21 protein-coding genes and 1 tRNA gene are annotated in these 20,974 nt (G+C 64.4%); 6 read left to right on the plus strand and 16 right to left on the minus strand.

Features of this window, described 5'->3' with window-relative positions; genetic code table 11:
- Window positions 1-5: 5 nt before the first annotated feature.
- From ACE10Z_RS42550 to ACE10Z_RS42560, 3 genes are read right to left on the minus strand one after another with little or no spacing between them, the layout of a single operon-like run.
- Window positions 6-413 carry a thiol-disulfide oxidoreductase DCC family protein gene (locus tag ACE10Z_RS42550; protein ID WP_375786006.1) on the minus strand — a complete coding sequence of 136 codons (408 nt, stop codon included), beginning with the start codon at window positions 411-413 and terminating at the stop codon, window positions 6-8.
- Complete coding sequence (locus ACE10Z_RS42555; RefSeq protein ID WP_375786007.1) at window positions 410-1,738, minus strand: SDR family oxidoreductase; 1,329 nt, start codon at window positions 1,736-1,738, stop codon at window positions 410-412. The genes ACE10Z_RS42550 and ACE10Z_RS42555 overlap by 4 nt, the downstream gene beginning before the upstream one ends.
- A gap of 17 nt (window positions 1,739-1,755) precedes the next feature.
- On the minus strand, window positions 1,756-2,223 hold the full coding sequence (locus tag ACE10Z_RS42560) for a DUF2269 family protein (RefSeq protein ID WP_375786008.1): 468 nt from the start codon (window positions 2,221-2,223) through the stop codon (window positions 1,756-1,758).
- Here ACE10Z_RS42560 and ACE10Z_RS42565 point away from each other — a divergent pair.
- The 3 genes from ACE10Z_RS42565 (at window position 2,191) to ppa (ending at window position 3,797) form a co-directional block, all read left to right on the plus strand.
- Window positions 2,191-2,547 carry a hypothetical protein gene (locus tag ACE10Z_RS42565; RefSeq protein WP_375786009.1) on the plus strand — a complete coding sequence of 119 codons (357 nt, stop codon included), beginning with the start codon at window positions 2,191-2,193 and terminating at the stop codon, window positions 2,545-2,547. The genes ACE10Z_RS42560 and ACE10Z_RS42565 overlap by 33 nt on opposite strands.
- Window positions 2,548-2,592: 45 nt before the next feature.
- On the plus strand, window positions 2,593-3,102 hold the full coding sequence (locus ACE10Z_RS42570; protein WP_194457662.1) for a GNAT family N-acetyltransferase: 510 nt from the start codon (window positions 2,593-2,595) through the stop codon (window positions 3,100-3,102).
- 164 nt (window positions 3,103-3,266) lie between these two features.
- Window positions 3,267-3,797 carry an inorganic diphosphatase gene (ppa, locus tag ACE10Z_RS42575; protein WP_021078233.1) on the plus strand — a complete coding sequence of 177 codons (531 nt, stop codon included), beginning with the start codon at window positions 3,267-3,269 and terminating at the stop codon, window positions 3,795-3,797.
- A gap of 163 nt (window positions 3,798-3,960) precedes the next feature.
- Here ppa and folD read toward each other — a convergent pair whose 3' ends face one another.
- The 3 genes from folD to ACE10Z_RS42590 are packed head-to-tail and all read right to left on the minus strand — an operon-like array spanning window position 3,961 to window position 5,498.
- The gene (gene folD / locus ACE10Z_RS42580) at window positions 3,961-4,845 is read right to left on the minus strand and encodes a bifunctional methylenetetrahydrofolate dehydrogenase/methenyltetrahydrofolate cyclohydrolase FolD (RefSeq protein WP_375786010.1); all 885 of its coding nucleotides are present in this window, start codon (window positions 4,843-4,845) and stop codon (window positions 3,961-3,963) included.
- A 1-nt stretch (window position 4,846) separates the two neighbouring features.
- Window positions 4,847-5,170: a DUF167 domain-containing protein gene (locus tag ACE10Z_RS42585; protein WP_375786011.1), complete on the minus strand. Its 324-nt coding sequence runs from the start codon at window positions 5,168-5,170 to the stop codon at window positions 4,847-4,849.
- Window positions 5,171-5,207: 37 nt separating this feature from the next.
- Complete coding sequence (locus ACE10Z_RS42590; RefSeq protein ID WP_375786012.1) at window positions 5,208-5,498, minus strand: YggT family protein; 291 nt, start codon at window positions 5,496-5,498, stop codon at window positions 5,208-5,210.
- Window positions 5,499-5,795: 297 nt separating this feature from the next.
- Between ACE10Z_RS42590 and ACE10Z_RS42595 the strand changes: the two genes are divergently transcribed.
- Window positions 5,796-5,871, plus strand: a tRNA-Ala gene (locus ACE10Z_RS42595).
- A 231-nt stretch (window positions 5,872-6,102) separates the two neighbouring features.
- Here ACE10Z_RS42595 and ACE10Z_RS42600 read toward each other — a convergent pair.
- The 7 genes from ACE10Z_RS42600 to ACE10Z_RS42630 form a co-directional block, all read right to left on the minus strand.
- Window positions 6,103-6,912 (minus strand): enoyl-CoA hydratase, encoded by an 810-nt coding sequence (locus tag ACE10Z_RS42600; RefSeq protein WP_375786013.1) that lies wholly within the window; start codon window positions 6,910-6,912, stop codon window positions 6,103-6,105.
- Between the two features lie 118 nt (window positions 6,913-7,030).
- Complete coding sequence (locus ACE10Z_RS42605) at window positions 7,031-7,846, minus strand: glutamine amidotransferase (protein ID WP_375786014.1); 816 nt, start codon at window positions 7,844-7,846, stop codon at window positions 7,031-7,033.
- Window positions 7,847-7,987: 141 nt separating this feature from the next.
- The gene (locus ACE10Z_RS42610; protein ID WP_375786015.1) at window positions 7,988-8,767 is read right to left on the minus strand and encodes an SDR family NAD(P)-dependent oxidoreductase; all 780 of its coding nucleotides are present in this window, start codon (window positions 8,765-8,767) and stop codon (window positions 7,988-7,990) included.
- Window positions 8,768-8,994: 227 nt separating this feature from the next.
- Window positions 8,995-9,498 (minus strand): TerB family tellurite resistance protein, encoded by a 504-nt coding sequence (locus ACE10Z_RS42615; RefSeq protein WP_229187986.1) that lies wholly within the window; start codon window positions 9,496-9,498, stop codon window positions 8,995-8,997.
- Window positions 9,499-9,668: 170 nt separating this feature from the next.
- Window positions 9,669-11,078: an adenylate/guanylate cyclase domain-containing protein gene (locus ACE10Z_RS42620; protein WP_375786016.1), complete on the minus strand. Its 1,410-nt coding sequence runs from the start codon at window positions 11,076-11,078 to the stop codon at window positions 9,669-9,671.
- 41 nt (window positions 11,079-11,119) lie between these two features.
- Window positions 11,120-12,505 (minus strand): cytochrome P450, encoded by a 1,386-nt coding sequence (locus tag ACE10Z_RS42625; protein WP_375786017.1) that lies wholly within the window; start codon window positions 12,503-12,505, stop codon window positions 11,120-11,122.
- Between the two features lie 83 nt (window positions 12,506-12,588).
- Window positions 12,589-13,980, minus strand: coding sequence for a hydrolase (locus ACE10Z_RS42630; RefSeq protein WP_375786018.1), 1,392 nt, complete (start codon window positions 13,978-13,980; stop codon window positions 12,589-12,591).
- 160 nt (window positions 13,981-14,140) lie between these two features.
- On the opposite strand from ACE10Z_RS42630, the gene ACE10Z_RS42635 reads away from it, so the two are divergent.
- Window positions 14,141-15,820, plus strand: a complete 1,680-nt coding sequence (locus ACE10Z_RS42635) for an MFS transporter (RefSeq protein WP_375786019.1) — start codon at window positions 14,141-14,143, stop codon at window positions 15,818-15,820.
- A 53-nt stretch (window positions 15,821-15,873) separates the two neighbouring features.
- On the opposite strand, the gene ACE10Z_RS42640 is transcribed toward ACE10Z_RS42635, so the two are convergent.
- Together ACE10Z_RS42640 and ACE10Z_RS42645 are read right to left on the minus strand one after the other, a co-directional pair.
- Window positions 15,874-16,089, minus strand: coding sequence for a cysteine rich repeat-containing protein (locus tag ACE10Z_RS42640; protein ID WP_092126426.1), 216 nt, complete (start codon window positions 16,087-16,089; stop codon window positions 15,874-15,876).
- 110 nt (window positions 16,090-16,199) lie between these two features.
- The gene (locus ACE10Z_RS42645) at window positions 16,200-16,490 is read right to left on the minus strand and encodes a hypothetical protein (RefSeq protein WP_375786020.1); all 291 of its coding nucleotides are present in this window, start codon (window positions 16,488-16,490) and stop codon (window positions 16,200-16,202) included.
- 218 nt (window positions 16,491-16,708) lie between these two features.
- On the opposite strand from ACE10Z_RS42645, the gene ACE10Z_RS42650 reads away from it, so the two are divergent.
- Window positions 16,709-17,764 (plus strand): polysaccharide deacetylase family protein, encoded by a 1,056-nt coding sequence (locus tag ACE10Z_RS42650; protein WP_375786021.1) that lies wholly within the window; start codon window positions 16,709-16,711, stop codon window positions 17,762-17,764.
- Between the two features lie 376 nt (window positions 17,765-18,140).
- On the opposite strand, the gene ACE10Z_RS42655 is transcribed toward ACE10Z_RS42650, so the two are convergent.
- Entirely contained in the window at window positions 18,141-20,768 is a 2,628-nt protein-coding gene (locus ACE10Z_RS42655; protein WP_375786022.1) for a glycosyltransferase family 4 protein, read from the minus strand.
- Window positions 20,769-20,974: the final 206 nt, after the last annotated feature.

The raw sequence follows: 20,974 nt of genomic DNA on the forward strand, positions 1-20,974 counted from the left end.
GGAAACTATTCGAGCACCCTCGCCCGCATGTCGGCGTCCGGCACAAAGCACGTCTCGTACTTCCCGAAGATCTTGTAGCGGTTGCGGGCGATGAGGCTGTAGACCGCGTCGCGCAGCGGCTTGGGCACTGCGAACAGCGCGCGGGTCCAGCCCCAGCCGGGGAGATAGCTCAGCACTGTCAGTGCCGCATCCGACTTCATCCAGGCGATGCCGCCATGGACCACGGCGTTGGTGTCGGGATCCTCGGGGTCGATGCCGAAGGTCTTCGCCAGCCGTGTGCCGTAGTCGGATTGGATCGGCGTGAAGCGGAAGCGGCGCGCCATATCGCGCGCGATGACGAAGCGGACCCAGCGCGAGCAGAAGATGCAGACGCCGTCGTAGAGGATCACGTCGTCGTCGGGCCAACTCGTCATCGATTATCCAGCATGAGAAGCGCGACCAGCATCAGCACGATCGCAGGCCCGGTCTTCACCAGCGCGCCGAGCGGCTCGATCCAGAGATCGGGCGTCAGGATCGCAGATCCCGCCATGTAGCCGAGCGAGGCGACGATGCCTGCAACAAGACCGAACGCGGCGGTGCGGCGGAAGGCGATCAGCACACCGATGCTCATGTCCATCAGGCTGGTCAGCACCGTCACCGGCCCAACCAAGGCAGGCGGGAAATGGTGCGCGCTCAAAATGCCGGCGGCGGCGTCATAGGAGATGACCAGCGCGATGAAGCCGGACGCAACCCAGAACAGCACGAGGCTTGCGAAGGTCAGCGCCTTGATCAGGAACAGGCGCGCGAACCATTTGTCCTGAATGGTCGCGGGGCGCCCGCCGACGGCTTGCGCGATGGTCTTCGGCACGATGCCCGTCGCTTCCATCCACGCCGCGGGATCGCCGGTGACGCCGCGGCGCAATTCGGCGATCGCGTTGGAGCGCAGCGGCGGCATCCAGCCGAGGCGGCTTGTGAGATCGCCGAGACGGGCGCCGAGATCGATCAGCAACGACGGCGTCGGAAGGCGGACATGTTTCGCCGTGCCGAACGACCAGCGGAACTGGGCGATGACGCCGCCGAGCGAGATCGGCTGCGGCTGCATCAAATCCCATGTCACGGATCGCACCGCTTCGTCGGCAACATCGCGCGAAGCGAGCCAGGCGATGGTGGCGGTGATATCCTCGACTGCAACCGGCTGGAACGGCGTCGCCGCCTCGGCGGCCGGCAAATCGACCGGCAGCGCCGCCAGCGCGCGCAGCATGGCGCTGCCTCCATAGGCCGAAGGCGCGACGACAAAGCCCGGGCGCAGGATCGCGTAGGCGATGCCGGACGCCGCGATCAGCCGTTCGGCCTCGCGCTTGGTGGCGCTGAAGGCGGTGCGATCCTCACTATCCGTGCCCGGAATCGAGATGTGCACGAGCCGGACGGCGCGGTGGCTGTCCCTGACAGCCTGCAGCAACCGCGCCACGAAGTCGCGATGAACCGCGCTTGTGTCGCTGCCCGGACCATCCTGCAAGACGCCGAGGCAATTCACGACAATGTCCGCCTCGTGTGTGCGAATCAGCTGCGTCAGCGCCGCCGCATCCATCGACATCACGGGAAGTTCGAGGTCGGCCGCGCTCATCTTTTGAGCAGGCGTGAAATGCCGCGCGACCCCGACCGCGTGAAAGCCGCGCGCCCTCAGATCGTCGGTGATGGTGCGCCCGATCAGGCCCGACGCGCCGAGCACGAGTATCTTGTGTGATGCGTCATCACTCATGGGAGTCGGATCATGCTCTAGAATGGTTTCGCGATCATCAGCCCGAGGATGATCATCACCGAGCCGAAGCCGGGAATCCCGAACAGGAACCAGCGGCGAAACAGCGCATCGTAGCGCGGCGGCAACGGGAGACCTTTTTCGGCGGCCGCCTGCGCAAGGTCGCGCATCTCCATCTGCATGAAGATGACGGGAACCCAGAACGCGCCGGCCAGCGCGTAGAGCGCCAGCGAAACCAACAGCCAGCGCTCGGTCAGGCTTGTGGCCGACAGCATCATCAGCAGTCCACCGCTCACCGGCTGCAGCAGCACGGCGCTCAGCGTGAAGATCATGTCCGCAATCACGACGGTCGACGCCGTGCGCGCGATGAAAGCCGCATCCTGCGTGCGATGCGCCGCCAGCATGAAGAAGGCGATGCCGGTCCCGGTGCCGAGGATCACGATGGCGCCGAGCACATGCAGATATTTGATCAGGAAGTAGAGCGTCATAGCAGTCCGCTCGTGATCAGGCCGGTCTCGGCGCGCGCAAATACCGCCGCTGCCATAGGCCGGACGCGCGCGGAAATCCACTGCGGCGCAGAAGCGGAGCGCGCGATGCACCCACGTGACGACTGGATTCGTTCGCAAAATTCCGACGACGAATCAGCTCCGAACGGACTTTTCCGAGCTGCGGCATTGTCATACAGCGCCCGCGATCCACGCTTTGCACAGGCCGGGATCGGCGATTGGTCGCGCGAGCCCGGCGAGTGTCCTCTTTCGGCACAAGTTTTCATGACACTGATGCAAAAAATCCACACGTTAACCGATAATTAACGATGGACCTTGAAGGCGGCCCTCCGACTTGCTTTGATTAGACCCATGAGCACAACGCTAATCGAGGTCCGGCCGGCCAAAGCTGCAGACGCAGCCTCGGTGGCGTCTACCCATGACGAAGCCTGGCGCTCGGCGTATCAGGGAATCATCCCCGGCGCCGAACTCGAAAAGCTGATCAATCGCCGTGGCCCGCAGTGGTGGGACAGTGCCATCCGCAAGGGCAGCCGCGTCAGCGTGCTGGTGTTCGGCGACAGGATCGCGGGCTACGCCAATTACGGCCGCAACCGCGCCCGCAGCCTGCACTTCGAAGGCGAGATCTACGAGCTCTATCTGCGGCCGGAATTCCAGGGCCTCGGCTTCGGCCGGCGCCTGTTCGCCGCAGCCCGCCGCGACCTCCTGCAGAGCGGCCTCAAGACCATGGTGATCTGGGCGCTCTCCGACAACGAGCCGGCGACCGAGTTTTACCGCGCGCTGGGCGGCCGCATGGTGGCGCGCTCCTCGGAGCGGTTCGGGCCGAAGTCGCTCGACAAGGTCGCTTTCGCCTGGTCCAACTGAAAATCCTGCTTCTCTCGCAGCTGCAGCAAGGCTAAACAGCCTGAGCGTTTGCGCGCGACGGCCAGCCCGGCCCCCAGGCCGGGCCTGATGTTGTTTCGCGGCCTGGCGGCGCCAACCAAAAAATCACATCCTTCTCAACTTCCAAAGGCCACGCGGAGCAATCCATGCGTATCGACGCCATATCGATCGGAAAAAATCCGCCCCACGACGTCAACGTCATCATCGAGGTTGCCGTCGGCGGCGAGCCCATCAAGTACGAAATGGACAAGGAGGCCGGCACACTGGTGGTGGACCGCTTCCTCTACACGCCGATGCGCTATCCCGGCAATTACGGCTTCATCCCGCACACGCTGTCGGGCGACGGCGATCCCTGCGACGTGCTGATCGTCAACACCCGCGCGATCGTGCCGGGCGCCGTGATGAGCGTCCGCGTGGTCGGCGTGCTGCTGATGGAGGACGAGGCCGGCGGAGACGAGAAGATCATCGCGGTGCCGTCCTCGAAGCTGACCCAGCGCTACGACAAGGTGCACAACTACAGCGACCTGCCCGACATCACGCTGCAGCAGATCCAGCACTTCTTCGAGCACTACAAGGACCTCGAGAAGGGCAAGTGGGTGAAGGTGCTGCGCTGGGGCGACGCCGACGAAGCCCGCAAGCTGATCCTCGAAGGCATCGAGCGCGCGAAGAAGAAATAGCACGCTGCCTGGACTCCCTCGCCCCGCTCTTGCGGGGAGAGGGTTGGGGTGAGGGGCTTCCCTCCACGAGTTGCGAACGTCGAGAGACCTGTACCCCCTCACCCGGATTGCATCTGACGATGCAATCCGACCTCTCCCCGCAAGCGGGGCGAGGTAAGAGAGGCTAAACCGCCGGCGCCGGCAGGCCGGCAATCGCGCAGGCGGCACGCAGCGTGTTGACCAGGAGGCACGCCACCGTCATCTGCCCGACGCCGCCGGGCACCGGCGTGATCGCGCCGGCCACGCCGAGCGCTTCCTGGAAGGCGACGTCGCCGACCAGCTTCGGCTTGCCGCCGGGGACCGGAATGCGGTTGATGCCGACATCGATCACGGTCGCGCCCGGCTTCAGCCAATCGCCGCGCACCATCTCCGGACGGCCGACCGCCGCATAGACCAGATCGGCCTGGGCGCAGAGCTTTGCCAGATCGCGCGAGCGCGAATGCGCGATCGTCACCGTCGCGTTCTCGTTCAACAGCAATTGCACCAGCGGGCGGCCGACCAGATTGGAGCGGCCGATCACGATCGCGTTCATGCCCTCGAGCAAGGGGTGCACGCTCTTGGTCAGGATGATGCAGCCGAGCGGCGTGCAGGGCGACAACGCGGCAAGGCCGCCGGCGAGCCGGCCGGCATTGTTCGGGTGCAGGCCATCGACGTCCTTGGCCGGGTCGATCGCGTTGATGATGGTCTCGGTGTGGAGCGATTTCGGCAGCGGCAGCTGCACCAGGATGCCATGCACCTTCGGATCGCGGTTGAGCTGTGCGATCAACGCCAGCAGATCGGCCTGCGAGACATCCTCCGGCAGCTTGTGCTCGAACGAGGCCATGCCGGCGGCCTGGGTCTGGGTGTGCTTGCTGCGGACATAGACCTCGCTTGCCGGATCATGGCCGACCAGCACGACGGCGAGCCCCGGCGTGAGCGCATGGTCGCGCTTGACGCGTGCGACCTCGTCGGCGACGCGGGCGCGAAGCTCGGCGGCGATGGCTTTTCCGTCGATGATGCGGGCAGTCATGTCAGTCCCTTGTTTCCTGCTGGGTCAGCTTTCTCAACATTTCGCCAAGCCCCTTCGGGTCGCCGTCGACCGCCACCTGCTTCAGCCGCGAGGTGGCGCCGGACAACAGCTTCACCCTGGCCTTGGGCACGCCGAGCGCCTTGGCCAGCAGCTCGGTCACCGCACGGTTGGCCTCGCCGCCTTCCGCAATGGCGCGGACCCGCACCTTCACCACCGAGCGGCCGTTGGCCAGCGTCTCGATCCCGTCGATACCGTCGCGGCCGCCGCGCGGCGTCACGCGCAAGGCGATGCTGATGCCCCCGGTGGAATAGCGCCAAGGATCCATCGCCACGGCTCCATCAGCAAGGGTCCATCGCGGGGGATCAGATCACGTTGGGATAGATGTAATAGGCGATCACCCGCTGGACGAACATGATGATCAGGATCACGATGATCGGCGAGATATCGAGCCCGCCCAGGTTCGGCATCACGTTGCGAATCGGCCGCAGCACCGGCTCGGTGATCCGGTAGAGGAACTCGGCCACCGCGGAGACGAACTGGTTGCGCGTGTTGACCACATTGAAGGCGACCAGCCAGGACAGGATGGCGGAGGCGATCAGGAGCCAGACATAGAGGTCGAGGACGATGATGACGATGTCGAGAACAGCGCGCATATGATGGGGGCTCGCGGGTGGGACGACCAGGTGAAGCGCAACGAGACCGGACTGAACCGCCAGCGCGCTCCTTGTTTGAGCAGGATCTTTTCAGAAAGCCGCGACGCACTTTTTGCTGGCGCGGCCCGCCGGGTCCGGTTCATGCTCTAAATATCGGTTCATCCCCCCGCAAACAAGGGAAGTTCCCGGCGGTACGGGCCGAAAACCGTTGTTTCACCGTTCTTGACTTGACCTTGGGCGGGACTGTAAATGGCGCCCGACTGACGGCCGGGATACTCAGCAACACCCGGCCGCAATGGGGCCATAGCTCAGCTGGGAGAGCGCGTCGTTCGCAATGACGAGGTCGGCGGTTCGATCCCGCCTGGCTCCACCACGCTTCGCCCTTCGGGCTACGCGTGGCGCAGCCGCGCAGAGCCCGAAGGGTGAAGCGTGGTGTCCGGCGAAGCCCAAAGGGCGAAGACGGACCGGTCCAAAACCCCTCTTCTTCAGTCCTCACCCTACGCGTGGCGCAGCCGCGCAGAGCCCGAGGGGTGAAGCGTGGTGTCCGGCGAAGCCCGAAGGGCGAAGCCGGGCTGGTTCGGCAACCTCAGGCCCCCCTCTCCCCTCACGTCCCGGTAAACCTTGGCGGCCGCTTCTCAACAAAGCTCGCGACGCCTTCCTTGAAATCATTGCCCTTGAGCGCGATCTGCATTTCGCGGTTGGCGTCGATGGTGGCCTCGGCGAGCGTCTGGAACGGCACGTCGTAGACTTGGCGCTTGATCACGGCGATGGCGCTCGGCGAGACGAAATCGGCGAGATCGCGGGCATAGGCATAGGTTTCCTCGCGCAGCTTCTCCGGCGACGAGAGCCGGTTGACGAGGCCGATGCGCAGCGCCTCCGCGGCCGACACGCGCCGTGCCGACATCAGCAGGTCGAGCGCGTTGGCATGACCGACGATGCGCGGCAGCATCCAGCTGATGCCGTGTTCGGCGATCAGGCCGCGCCGCGCGAAGGCGGTGGTGAACACCGCGCTATCGGCCGCGAAGCGCAGATCGCAATACAGCGCGTGGACCAGGCCGATACCGGCCGTGGCGCCGTTGAGCATCGCGATCACGGGCTTCTTGATGGCGGGATAATAGGCGTAGCGCGTCTGCCAGTCGGCACGGCGGTTCATGTCGAACGGGATGCTCTCGCCGCGCCGGACCTCGTTGGGATCAATCCCCTTCAAGGCTTCCATGTCGGCACCGGCGCAGAAGCCGCGGCCCGCGCCGGTCAGCACGATGACCCGAACATTGTCGTCATTGGCCGCCGCCTCCATCGCGTGGCGCACGTCGCGCTCCATGATCGCGGTCCACGCATTCATGCGGTCGGGGCGGTTGAGCGTGATGGTCGCGATCCTGTCGCTGACCTCATAGAGGATGTGTTGGTAGCTCACGGCGATCTCCCTGTGCCTTGTTGTTATTGATCCGCGCGGCGATGCGGGCCGCGCGCGGCAACGGCAAGACTAGCACATCCCTGCAAATGAAAAGACGGCGCGAAATTCCGCGCGGCGGCTATTCCGCGGCCTGCAGCATGACCGGCCGCGGCACGCGCGCGATCCAGCCGTCGATGAAATGCTTCAGCCAGGCGCGCTCGGCGGCATCGTGCACGGCGCGCTCGGCGAAGTGCAGATGACCCGGTTGAGCGCCCGGCGAATCCATTCGCGCGCAACCGCGCGTGGTCCAGCGATGCATCATCGCGTAGGTCACGTCGGGATGGAATTGCAGGCCGAAGGCGTTGCCGAACTGGAATGCCTGTACCGGGAAATCATCGCCCGCCGCGAGCAGCTCCGCTCCTGCAGGCAATTGAAAGCCCTCGCCATGCCAGTGATAGACCCGCGCCGGCCAGTCCGGGCACAGTGCGCGGCCTGCCTCGGTCGGCCGGACCGGGTAATAGCCGACCTCGACGCGGCCCTGCGGATGCGGCGCGACCCTGGCGCCGAGTTGCCGCGCCAGCATCTGCGCGCCGAGGCAGATGCCCAGGAACGGGCGCTGCTCGCGCAGCGGAACTGAAATCCAGTCGATCTCGCGCCGCACATAGTCGTCGGGATCGTTGGCGCTCATCGGACCGCCGAAGATCACCGCACCGGCATGCGCCTCGAGCGTATCGGGCAGCGCGTCGCCGAAGCGCGGACGTCGGATGTCGAGAGGGTAACCCAGCGCCCGCAGGGCGTTGCCGATCCGGCCGGGAGTTGATGTCTCCTGATGCAGCACGACCAGCACCGGCCGCAGCGAGGTTTGATCCGAGATCTGATCCTTGGGCGTGACCGCGGCCGGCCTTCGGCTCGCGAAGGGCACCACGACACGGCTCTGGTCAGACCGGAACGACATTGCCTCTGCTTAAAGTTTCGGCACGTAAGGCACGATCATAGCTAAGTGGTCGTTAACATCGTGTGAGTTTGCGCACACCCCTGCGAAGCAAATCGCGGGCCAGAAACAGGCTTAACGGCGATAAAGGGCGATTCGGGAAAGCTAGCGCTTGCGCAGCTGAAATCCGCCGACCGCGGTCAGGATGAAGGAGCGCGGAAACAGCCGGAGCAGGAACGGCACCATTTTGATGAAGGCGCCCGGCAGCACGGCGCGCTTGTTGGCCATCAGGCCGCGATAGGCCTGGCGGGCGACCTCGTCCGGCGCGACGTCGAGGATGGCGGAATCGAATCCGGGAGCAAAGCCGGCGCGATCCTGGAACTCGGACGGCACGGGACCCGGACAAACCACGGTGACGCGCACGCCTTTCGGCGCCAGTTCACAGCGCAACGCCTCGGAAAACGACAGCACATAGGCCTTGCTGGCGTAGTACACGGCCATGCCGGGGCCCGGCAGGAATCCGGCGATCGAACCGAGATTGAGGATTCCACCGCGGTTGCGGATCAGCTGGTCGGCAAAACGCAGCGTCAGATCGGTCAGCGCGCGGATATTGAGGTTGATGATGTTGAGCTGTTCGGCGCGGTCGCGCTCGATGGCGAGCCCGAACAGGCCGAAGCCGGCATTATTGACGAGATATTCGACCTCGACCCCGGCCTCGGTCAGGGCCTGTGCGATCCGCTCGCCCGCATCGGTCTGCTGGAGATCGCAGGGAATCACGATCGGCGCCGCGCCGCCCTTGGCCCCGAGCTCGTCGGCGAGGGTCTTCAGGCGATCGGCGCGCCGCGCCACCAGCGCCACGCGGTGACCATTCGATGCAAACACGCGCGCCAGTTCGGTGCCTATGCCCGCCGATGCCCCGGTTATCAGCGTCACACGCTCAGTCACGTTTCAAACTCTTACTGCAAATTCTGGTGAGGTCCCCAACGGGGCGACGAGAGCATAGGGATGCGGTGTGACGCAAGCCGCGTATGGGCTTGTGGATAGCGGCGGGGTCGCTGGTTTCGTGACGAAACGACCGATTTTCAGTCGGATCGCCCGCAATCGCGGCTGACATTAAAATTTCGTCATCCACAACGTCGCCAGAGGGGCGTCCGCTTGCGCAGGCAGCCGGGTCAGATTGCCGCGTCTGCCGTGCCCCAGGGGCCCTTTGGCAGCTCCGCCTGCTTCTCCGCGACCCGGTGCTTAAGATCGATGCGGTCGCGCGAGGAAATGCCGAGCAGATCGGCGGCACGCCAGACCACATTGTCCTCGAACTCGCTGACCTGACCGTCGGCATAGACCAGCTCCCACATCATCTCGACGATGCGCAGCCGTCCCTCCTCATTCACCGAGCGCATGATCACACTGGTAAAGTGATAGAGATCGACGGCCTCGCCCTCGACGCGCATGGCGGAGGCGATCAGTCTGTCGGCGGTGCCGGGATCGAGCTGGAAACGGCTCTCGATCAGGCTGTGCAGCTTGCGCGTCTCGGCCGGCGTCGGCTCGCCGTCCAGCGAGACGACATGCACCAAGAGCGCGGTCGCCGCCAGGCGGTAGTCGCCGTCATCGAAGGCGCGGTCAGCCTGGGCATCGGGGGAGACGATATCGGCAATGAATTGGCGGAGTCCGTCGAGCATCGCTCTCTCTGTGGGATGAAGCCTGGAAGCTTTGATTGAGCATCTATCCGGAAAACAGCCGGACCATGCGCTGTTGAAATCTATATGGCGTGGAAACACAACCGGCGCAATCCGCGCGGGTTCCCGCTGCGGCATTACGTTTCAGCAAGCATTACGTGTCGGCAATGTGACTACGGTATCTCGTACACCACGAGCTTGTCGGCAATGCCGCGCAGCGCCGCTTCCTTCTGGATCGGCTTGATCGCCGCGCGATCGAGGATGCCCGCGACCTCTGCCGATTCCATCACCGGCTGGGTCAAATGGATTTCCTGCGACGTCGACAGGCTCTGCACCCGTGCGGCGATATTCACGGTCTGGCCGAAATAGTCCTGCCGCTCGTTCAGCGTCACCGCGAGGCACGGCCCCTCATGGATGCCGATCTTGACGATCAGATCCTCCTTGCCGCGCTCGGTGTTGAGCTGCTTCATCGCGGCCCGCATGCGCAGGCCCGCCGACAATGCGTGCTCGGGCCGGATGAAGGTCGCCATCACGGCATCGCCGATCGTCTTCACGACTGCGCCGTGTTCGGAGGCGATGATCTCAAGCAGCGCGTGGAAATGCGCGCGCACCAGGTCGAACGCGGCGAGATCGCCGACCCGCTCATAGAGCGCGGTCGATCCTTTGAGATCGGTGAACAGGAAGGTCAGCGCGGTGATCTTCAGCCGCTGGTCGACGGTGAGGTTGTCGGCCTTGAACACGTCGCGGAAGGTCTGGTTCGACAGCATCCGCTTCGCGGTGAGGATCGGCTTGCGCTTGCCGAGCAGTTTGTGCAGCGGATCGCCCGCGATCCACACCGAAGGCAATACGCGAACGTCGGCGTGATTCTCCAGCGAGAGCCGCAGCGGCCCCGGCCGCATCGTCGAGGTGCCGGTCGGCGCATGGGACTTGTTGAACGCGATCGAGAATTGCTGACGCTCGGTGGTCGGCTCGCCCTCGATGGCGAAGAAGTGCGCCGAATGCGTCACCGGCTCGAACACGATCACGAACTGATTGGGCAGGTTGAGCGACAGGATCGCCTTTTCGCCGGGCGGCAGCTCGAGCCCCTCCAGCGTCACCTCGTTGATCAGGGTCGACACTGAACTCTCGTCGAACTCGATCCCGGAACTCCAGAACATCTGGCGGAAATATTCCCAGATCGGCAGCGTATTCGGATCGTGCGCGGCGATGCGGCGGACCCGCGGGCTGACGGTGAAGGCAACCTCGACCAGCTCGTCGACCGAGGCCTCGTAGCCGGCCGCGCACAGCGCGCAATTGTAGTCGTCATGGCGCAACGACTTCAGCGTGGTGTGGGCGTCGAGCACGCCGCCACACCCCGGACACAGCACGTTCCAGCTCATGTCGAACAGGCCGAGCCGCGAGGCATGCAGGAAACCGGAGATCACCCTCTCCTGGTCGAGCCCGGTGCGGCGCGAGAAATCCAGAACGTTGATGCGGTTGAGCTCGCGGTCATGGCCGTCCGCGATCAGCTGCTGCATGGCATCGACGACGGCCGGATCGGCCGTCTGCCTGAGGACTGCGAAGTGGGCTTGCGTATCGCTCATGGTGAGCCCCTAGATGAGCATTGGGACACCGCCGCGCAAGGTCAGCGCGGCTTGATCGTGAACGCCGGAGAGCGGTTCGGCTGTGTCGTCACTACGCCGATCGGAAGCACCGGATCCTTGTCCGCCAGCGCGACGCGGAACGCGCCGATGATCCGCGCCAGCGCAAGCGTCGCCTCGACCAGCGCGAAATGCGCGCCGATACAGACCCGCGCGCCGACGCCGAACGGAAGATAGGCGAAGCGATCGGGCGGCGTTTCCGTCATGAAACGCTGTGGCACGAACGCGTTAGGATCGCGCCACAACTTTTCATGCCGGTGCAACAGCCACGGCGCGATCAGGATTACGTCATGCTTCCTGACCGGACGGCCCGAGATGGTGTCGGGGCCGCCTGCCGCCCGCGCGATCAGGAACGCCGGCGGATAGAGCCGCATGGTTTCGTCGATCACCGCGCGGGTGAATTTCAGCCGCTCGATGTCGAGCGCGCCTGATGTCGTCACGCTCCTGACTTCTGCTGCCAACTGCTCCTGGGTGTCGGGATCGAGCGCCAGCAGATAGAGCGCCCAGAACAGCGCGGTCGCGGTCGTCTCATGGCCGGCCAGGATCATGGTCGCGACCTGGTCACCGAGTTGGGCGTCGGAGAAGGCCTGGCCGGTTTCGGGATCGCGCGCGGCGCCCATCAGGTCGAACAGGTCGCGGGCCGGCGCGTTGTCATCCTTGCCGGCGGCACGACGCTCGGCCATCAGCTGGCCGACAAACGCGGTCCAGCGCTTGCGGAAGCGGGCGCGCCGGAAATCCTGCGGGGTCGGCCAGCTCAAGGGCAGCACCAGGTCGAGCATATGCGGCCGCGCCAGCGTGTCGCCATACTCCATGACGAAGTCGCGCAACGCGGCGCCGTGGCGATCCATGCCGAACGAGAACATGGTGCGGCCGGCGATCTCCAGCGTCATGCGCTGCATCACCTCGCGCAGATCGACCGGGCCGCCGCTCGCGGCCTTCAGCTTGGTGATGGTCTCGTCGACCGCCGCGATCATATACGGCACCAGCGTCGTCACCGCGCGCGGCGTGAACGCCGGCGCCAGCGTGCGGCGCTGATGCTTCCATGCACGGCCCTCGGCGATCAGCAGTCCCTCGCCCAGCATCGGACGCAGCACGCGAAGGCCGGCGGGCGTACGGGTGTAGTTCTCGTAATTGTCGACCAGCACGTGGCGGATCGCATCCGGCGTATTGAGGATAAAGCTCGAGTGGTTGAGGAAGCGGCCCTGGACGATGTCGTCCTCATAGGCGCGCTGGCCCCAGGTCTCGATCGGCGAGTTGCGCATCACCCGCATCCGCTGGAACGCGCCCATGTCGGCGGGCGCGCGCGGCGGCGCCGGCGGAACCAGGGGACGCCGCATGACCGTGATATCGTAGACTTCGGCTATGCTCATGGTCCTCGCTTCCTGCCTCACGCAACGGCCGATCCGGCCATGCGATCCCGCCGCCATGAAGGCGCGCGGACCCTGCACAAGACCTAATAAGTCAGCTCGGCGACCGCAATCCGATTCTCCGACGCCGGCCAGGCCCGCATCACAATGCGCTCCTGATTGAAAACGGCAACCACCGGACGGCCGACATCGGCTGCGGCGAGCCGCAACGTCGTCACCGCATCCGTCGGCACGCCGGATTTGACATCGGCCGGCTCCTTGCCGTCGAACAGCACGATATCGCGCGGTAGCCCGAAATAGCCGCGCGGCCGTGACATCAGCACGATGGCACCCGCACCGGCGTCGGCAGGCAGCAGCGGTCGCGCCGCGCGCAGATGCACGATCTCGGACGAGCGCGGAAACGGCGAGCGATAGATGTGCGTCGTCACTCCATCAGGCGAGGTCAGCACGAATTCGAGCGGCCAGGATGGTTCGACCTGCGCCGGCCCCCAGCGGCCGTCGGCACCGGTCTGCGAGCTGTGCAGCGGGCCACCGATACGCTCGCCGGTTTCCGCCGACACATGATAGATGTCGACCGTGGCACCCGGCACCGGCCGGTTGGTCGGCACGCCGCCGGGCGTCCCCGTGACGAGGCCGCTCAGCCTCACCGCCGTCTCCGGCACGATCTCGATCCGCGACGGCTCGTGGCCTGCGATGAATTTGTAGATCTCGCGAAAGGCACGTGGATGATACGCGGTCTCGCGATGATCCACGGCGCCGAGCACCAGGTTGGTCGCGCCTTTCAGCGCCGGACCTTCGGACGTAACGTTGGTCGGCGTGCCCGGCTTGCCGATGAAGCGGCCGTCGGCTTGCGCATATTTGTCGAGACCGTCGCTGCGCAAGGTCAGGAATGCGGTGCCGACAGTCACCTCGCTGTCGCCATCGTTCAGTCCGCGCAGGAACGGACCGCGCCCGTTGAACTCGTTGCCGAGCCCATCGTCCGAGGCATACACACCGTGATTGGGGGTACCGCACAGCACCGCGTGGCCGATGTCGCCGCCGCCACCATTTTTGACGTAGTTGCGGATCGCATTGCCGCCGCGCGAATTTCCGACCAGCGCGATACGCGCAGCGCCGCTCTTTTGCTTCAGCTCCCTGACCGCCTCGGCGAGTTCGCGGCGCTGATCCTCGGTCGAAGAGCGGCCCGCCTGCTCGACCTTGTCGTCCGTGCGCGCCAGCGGATCGATGAAATTGATCGCGGCCATGCGCTCACGCGGCACGCCGTTGGATTCCATCCGCCAGAGCGTCGTCAGCCAGAGCGCTGCGTGATCGCCATTGCCGTGCACGAACAGGATCGGCGGGATGTCGCCGGCGGACGCCGGCTGGGCCAAGGCGGACCGAGCGAGGACCGACTGAGCCAGGTCCGCGACGGCAAGACGGCCGGCCAGCAGGGACAGCGCGCCGGCCCCCTGCAAAATTGTTCGCCGCGACAGCGCCATTGGTCCCCTTCCCCAAGCCTTCCTCAGGTCTTTCAGTGCTTTAGCTGTGTCCTACAGCCCGTAAGGATACCGTAAACGCTGGACAGGACACGCGTTTCGCGGGCATCAGTTGATCAGCCGGAATATTCAACAAGCCATAGCAGGCCAACCGGAACCGGATATGACCGCACCGCCTGATCGACCCGACAGTATCACTGCACCGTTGCGGCACTCAATCTTCAGGCGGATCTGGCTCGCCAGCCTGCTCTCCAATCTCGGCATCCTGATCCAGGGCGTCGGCGCCGCCTGGGCGATGACCCAGATGACCGCGGAGGCCGACAAGGTCGCGCTGGTGCAGACCGCGCTGATGCTGCCGGTGATGCTGATCGCGATGCCGGCCGGCGCCATCGCCGACATGCATGACCGCCGCATCGTGGCACTGGTGTCGCTGGCGATCGCACTCTCCGGCGCCACCACGCTGACGGTGCTGGCCTGGCTCAATCTGGTGACGCCGAACATCCTGCTCGCGCTGTGCTTCGTTGTCGGCAGCGGCATGGCGCTGTTCGGCCCGGCCTGGCAATCCTCGGTCAGCGAGCAGGTGCCGTCGGAGACGCTGCCCGCCGCGGTCGCGCTGAACGGCATCAGCTACAACATCGCGCGCAGCTTCGGCCCGGCGATCGGCGGCATCGTGGTCGCGTCCGCCGGCGCCGTGGCGGCATTCGCCGCCAATGCCGTGCTGTATCTGCCGCTGCTCGTCGTGCTGTTTCTGTGGAATCGAGTCAGCGAGCCGTCGCGGCTGCCGCGCGAGCGGCTGAACCGCGCCATCGTCTCCGGCGTGCGCTACATCACGAATTCGCCGTCGATCAGGATCGTGCTGACCCGCACCATGGTGACCGGCATCATCGGCGGCTCGGTCTCGGCGCTGATGCCGCTGGTGGCGCGCGACCTGCTGCATGGCGGCGCCCAGACCTACGGCATCATGCTCGGCGCCTTCGGCATGGGCGCGGTGATCGGCGCGCTCAATATCAGCGAGATCCGCAGCCGGCTCAGCGGCGAAGCTGCGATTCGCGTCTGCGCGTTGACGATGGGCGCAGCGATTGCCGCGGTTGCCGTGAGCAAGCAGCCGGTGCTCACCGCCGCCGCGCTGGTGGTTGCCGGCGCGGTGTGGATGCTTGCGATCGCGCTGTTCAATATCGGCGTGCAGCTGTCGGCGCCGCGCTGGGTCGCGGGCCGTTCGCTGGCGGCCTTCCAGGCCTCGATCGCCGGCGGCATTGCGATCGGAAGCTGGTGCTGGGGCCGTATCACGGACCTCGGCGGCGTCGAGATGGCACTGTTGATCTCCGCCGGGCTGATGCTGCTGTCGCCGGTGCTCGGCATCTGGCTCAGGATGCCGCCGGTCGGCGCGCGCAACGAGGACGCGACCGATACCCTGGCCGATCCCGAGGTGCGGCTGCAACTGACCGGACGCAGCGGGCCGCTGGTGGTGGAGATCGAATACCGGGTGGCGCAGGACAACGCCCGCGCCTTCCACAATGTGATGCAGGACGTGCAGCTCAGCCGCCAGCGCAACGGCGCCTATGGCTGGTCGATCGCGCGCGACATCGCCGATCCCGAATTGTGGACCGAGCGCTATCACTGCCCGACCTGGCTCGATTTCCTGCGTCAGCGCAACCGCGCCACCCAGATCGAGCGCGCGCTGCATCAGAAGGCGGCCGGCTTCCACATCGGCGCCGAGCCGATCCGCGTGCGCCGGATGCTGGAGCGTCCGTTCGGCTCGGTGCGCTGGAAGGACGAGACCCCGGACCGCGCCGCCAAGGAAGTGATCCCGGTGGTCGCGACCGCGGCAGGCAGCAGCACGTAATATCTGGCGTCATTCCGGGGCATCGCGCAGCGATGAACCCGGAATCTCGATGGCTACTGCCCGTTATCGATGAGCGTCTGCTGGCAGGCCTTGCTGAGGCGGCTGCGATGCTCCTTCAGGCAGGCCAGCACGACCTGATCGCCCTCGCTGAGATGGGCGCGGCAGAACCGCGAGGCGTCGCGTGAGCAGGCATCACGCCCCTGCTGCTGTGCCGAGGCGGCCGACGTCAACAGAACCAGCGGAACGACGGCGAACAGAAATCGGGTCATCTTCAATGCCTCTAAGGAATGCAACGCCGGTTCTATAGCGTTTCAGGGCCGCGAAGAAGCTTGAAACCGCGGGCCAGACCAGCCGGTTCCCTGTTCGATGCCGCGCAAAATCACTCCGCGGCGGCCCTGCGCTGGGCGGCGAGATCGCGGTCGAGCACGACGCGGCAGCCGCTGCTCAGCTGGGGGCGATTCCTGACCATGCAGGCGGTGATCCTGGGGATGTTCGGGATCTCGGCGCTGCACAGGCGGAACGCGTCGCCTGAGCACATCTGTTGCGCCTCGGCGCTGAACGCAAAGCTCGCGGTCGACGACAGCACGCAAACGGTGGCCGCAAAAGCCAGTGTGACGCCGATACTGCGAACGCCAGACCCAAGAACCTCAGTTTTGAAGACGGTGATCATGATCGGCTCCCATCGGCGCCGCAACTGGCGGGGCCCGTTGTTTGATGGATCCGATCCTGCACGGGAGCGAGCTGACCGACTGTGACGGTCATCACGCACGCCTAAGCCGCACTTTTTCTTGTCCTTCCTGCGCCCTGTTGGGATCGCGTTAAGACCTTGTTGGCATTAATCGCTCGTTACGGGTGTGGCGTATCCTTAAGTTCCGAGAGAGTGTAGCGATGCGTAGTGCGTTGGGCCTGATGCTGGCCAGTGTTGTAGCGGCGATTGTGATCGCCGGCGTGTGGTTCTGGACCTCCTCGCCGCGTGCCGACGCGGCTCCTCCGCAGACAACTGCCGCCGCCAAGGCCGAGCCGCTTCCTGCGGCCGCGGCAAAGCAGGCTGCCAAGGACGATGTCGAGACGACGGCCGCGTTGTCGAAGCGCGCCGATGCCAGCCAGCCGGCAGCCCCGGCCGCAGCCCCCGCAGCGGCGCCGGCCCCGGTCGCAGCCGCGCCCAGATGCGCCAATCCCGATGCGCTCGGCATCACCCGCACCGTCGTCGTCGACACCACAGGCGGCCCAGGCTTCGGCTTCCTGCAGTACAAGCAGTATGACTTCCTGACCGACCATGAGGTGGTGCTGACCTTCGACGACGGTCCGTGGCCGACCACGCCCGCCGTGCTCAAGGCGCTGGCGGACGAGTGCACCAAGGCGGTGTTCTTCCCGATCGGCCTGCACACCACCTATCACCCGGACATCCTCCGCCAGGTCGCCGCCGCCGGCCACACCATCGGCGCCCACACCTGGTCGCATGCGCATCTGGCGAGCAAGAAGCTCACCGAGCAGCAGGCCAAGGACGAGATCGAGAAGGGTTTTAGCGCGGTGAAGCTGGCGCTGGGCAGCAACCCCGCACCGTTCTTCCGCTTCCCGGCACTGGCGCATACGCCGGCGACCACAGCCTATCTCGGCACCCGCAACATCGCGATGTTCTCGGTCGACGTCGACTCCAACGACTTCAAGTCGAAGAGCTCGGACGAGGTGATCAACAACGTGATGACCAAGCTCGACAAGGAGCACAAGGGCATCATCCTGATGCATGACTTGCAGAAGCACACCGCGCAGGCACTGCCGACGCTGCTGCGCAAACTGAAGGCAGGCGGCTACAAAGTGGTCTGGATGAAGGCCAAGACCCAGATCGAGACGCTGCCGGAATACGACGCGATGATGGCGAAGACCGAGAAGCCGATCGCAACCGGCCGCCCAATAGGCAACGTCGTGCAGACGGTCGCCGAGTAACGCGGCGAACACGCGCAGCACGCTCAACGCAAAGCGCCCCTGGATCCGATCCGGGGGCGCTTTCGTTTTCTGATCGCAGCCACCTTGTGCTGGCCCGGCACGGCCGAACGACCTTGAAGGCCGATGCGCCCTCGACAGCAGCGCCATCGCGCCCGGTGGCTGCGGCTCCCACCAAAATATCGAAAACAACCCCATGCAAAGTAGCTGCTGGCGGGTGCCGGCGCTCGACAGTGGGCCCGTACGCGCGGATCTAGAGCGTTTCCGAGCGAAGCCCGTCCCGCACTTGATGCGGGCTGGACACCGGTTCGCGTGAAGAAAACGCGTCAAGGCAAGAATCCAGAGCTTCGGTTCTGATTCAATCAGAACCGAAAATGCTCTAGGCGGCGCAAATCGTTCGATAGGCGGCCAGTTGAAGCGCGACGACGCGTTGCGCGGAATGACACGTCTCAAACCACAGGCGCGCGGCATCGCCACGGCCGTTGCCGTCCAGCGGATCAGCAAGAATTTCGAGAATCCGGGTCGCGCACGTCTCGACGCTGTCGGCGGCCAGGCAGGGCGGCGCCGCTCCAAAGAACTCCGCTGATTGGGTTTCATCAAGGTTGGTTATAACTCGGCGTCCGAGCGCCATCGCCTCAAAGGTAACGCCGCCGATCGCCGGTATCCTGAACTGATCGACGACGACGTCGCTCGAGCAGTACAGCTGTCGAAGCTCCGCCTTGTTCAACGACGGTATCCACGAAACCATATCTTCAATTCGAAGTTCCTGAATGAGTTCCCTACTTCGGTAAACGTCAACACCCCACTCGACCAGGATGATGCGAAAATCGCGATGCATTGGCGCAACCTGCGCGGCCGCCCGCAAGAAAAGGTCATTGCCCTTCTGCATCGAAACAGGTGCCGCGTGCCAGTGATGGCGCGTCGGGCTAAAGAATGTGGTGACCTTGAAGTCCTGCTTCGGAAGCTTGAGGCCTGCTCGAAAGCTTGAAATCTTTTCATCGTCGAAGGCATGCGGAAGATAAACGGTCCGCTCCCTCTTCAACTTCAGCCGGGCCACCGACGGCAGCACGTCCGAGTTGGTTACGAAGGAGAAGGCCGCATTCTTGTACGACGCCGAACAAAGAATGCCATTATAGGTTCTCTCAAAAGGCAGTTCCCGCAACGTGCCATGCTCGTAACACGTGTAATTCTTGAGCCCGTTGATGAACGGAATGAACCCGTCGATCGAATAGCCCTGAATGATGTCATAGTGCTGCAATACGTCAGCGAATTCATTGGCAACGGTGGATGCGAAGGCTTCGACCAGGACCAGGGCTTCTGCCGGATAATCCGTGAACTGTCGCAGCAGGTCACCAAGAAGTGCCGCACGTTGCGAGGCGTTTCGATCCTCTCCCTTGCCGTATTTTTCGAAGTAGCGAAACTCCGGGCGGTCGACGATGTCCGGGCGGGTCACCACGGGAACGGCTGATGAACCGGCGTCAGCGGCCGCGCTGTTGCTTGCAACCGGCGTCGCGGCGTCGGGACCTGGGATCGTGGAGACATCGCTTTCGCTTGCAACCGGCGTCGCGGTGTCAGGATCCGGCATCGTGAAGGCATCAGCAGGAAACTCGAAGCCAAAACGCGGCAAGCCGCGGCTGCGTCTCTGACTTCGCCAGATTGCGACCGCCAAACTCGACCCGTCGACAACGCCGGTTTCCGCCTCACGCCGCAAATGAGCAAATACATATTTCATCAGCAGGGAGCGATAGATCGATGTAAGGCGGCCAGGTCCTTTGGGATTTGGTGACCGCGAACCGCCAAACCTCCCATCTTCACCGCCTTCGCCTGCAGCCGGTGTCGCGATGTCAGGATTTTGGATCGTGAAGACATCAGCAGGAAACTCGAAGCCAAAACGCGGCAGGCCCCGGCTGCGTCTCTGGCTTCGCCAAATTGCGACCGCCAAACTCGGTCCGGCGACAACACCGGTTTCCGCCTCACGCTGCAAATGAGCAAATACGTACTTCGTTAGCAGCGAGCGATAGGTTGATACGAGCCGGCTTGGTCCTTTGGGACTTGATGGCCGCGAGTCGCGGAACGTCCGATATTCATTGCCTTCGCTTGCAGCCGGCGTCGCGGCGCCAGGATTCGGCATCGTGAAGACATCAGCAGAAAACTCGAAGCCAAAGCGCGGCAAGCCGCGGCTGCGTCTCTGACTTCGCCAAATCGCGACCGCCAGACTCGGCCCGGCGACAACGCCGGTTTCCGCCTCACGCCGCAAATGAACAAAGACGTATTTCGCCAGCAAGGAGCGATAGGTTGATACGAGGCGGCCTGGTCCTTCGGGATTCGGATATTCGTTGGCGAGAGATCGGCTTTGCTCAGTCTGCGGATCTGGCGAGACCAACTCTGATGAGGTTGGCAGAATCGGGGAGAGTGCAGACTCAGGCTCTATGGTCGCCCCTGGCAGGACGATGGTCGGCTGATCGAGCGGCGGCGCGTTTCTGGATGCCTTGCTTGCCTGGAAGTCCTGAAACTCGCGCGCAATTGAAATTGTGTCTGCCAGATGCTCCGGCATCGGTGGACGGACCCTGCTCTCTGCGGCTGCGATGCCGTCAAGCATCTCCCAATATCTTGCCTGCAGCAGCGTCCAGAAAAATACCGCGGCTTCGCTGTCACCGGCGTTCTTCGCACGAAGGTACGAGAGGCAATCGAGAACGGGGCCTTGCACAAACCAATCCGGTCGCCGCCAACCGCCCAATTCGGTGGCCCACCAATCCGGGAACATGTTGTCGACGTTGCCGTCGAAGCTTGCGGCCTCCCATTCCGGGCAACCCATGACGTGATAGTAGTTGTAGCAAATGGCATCCGCTTCGATTCCGAAGCGCCGCTGAATCAAGGCATTGTTGTAAGCGTTGTTCGCGATATTGCCGATATGCAGGACGCGGAGCGGGCGATTGTGGGCGCGTTGGAACTCCCTCAGGAAGGCAAGCTGTAGTTGAAAGTCGCTATCGTGGTTCGTCTGTCCCAACGTCACTCCCCAGCAATCGCATTTTAGTTATTAAGTCTTCCGCCCGAAAACGCACAATCAACGTACACCGATTCCGCTGCGGTCATTCTGCTCCATGTCGCGTCTTATCTCACCAATCATTTAGTCGGCTTGCGCATCGGGCGCGGTTCGCGTTGCGCTGGAGTTCGCTACCGCCGGATGTGTTCCGGGTGTTGCAGATCGGCGCG

This window comes from Bradyrhizobium sp. Pha-3, assembly GCF_042258615.1.
Taxonomy (GTDB): domain Bacteria; phylum Pseudomonadota; class Alphaproteobacteria; order Rhizobiales; family Xanthobacteraceae; genus Bradyrhizobium.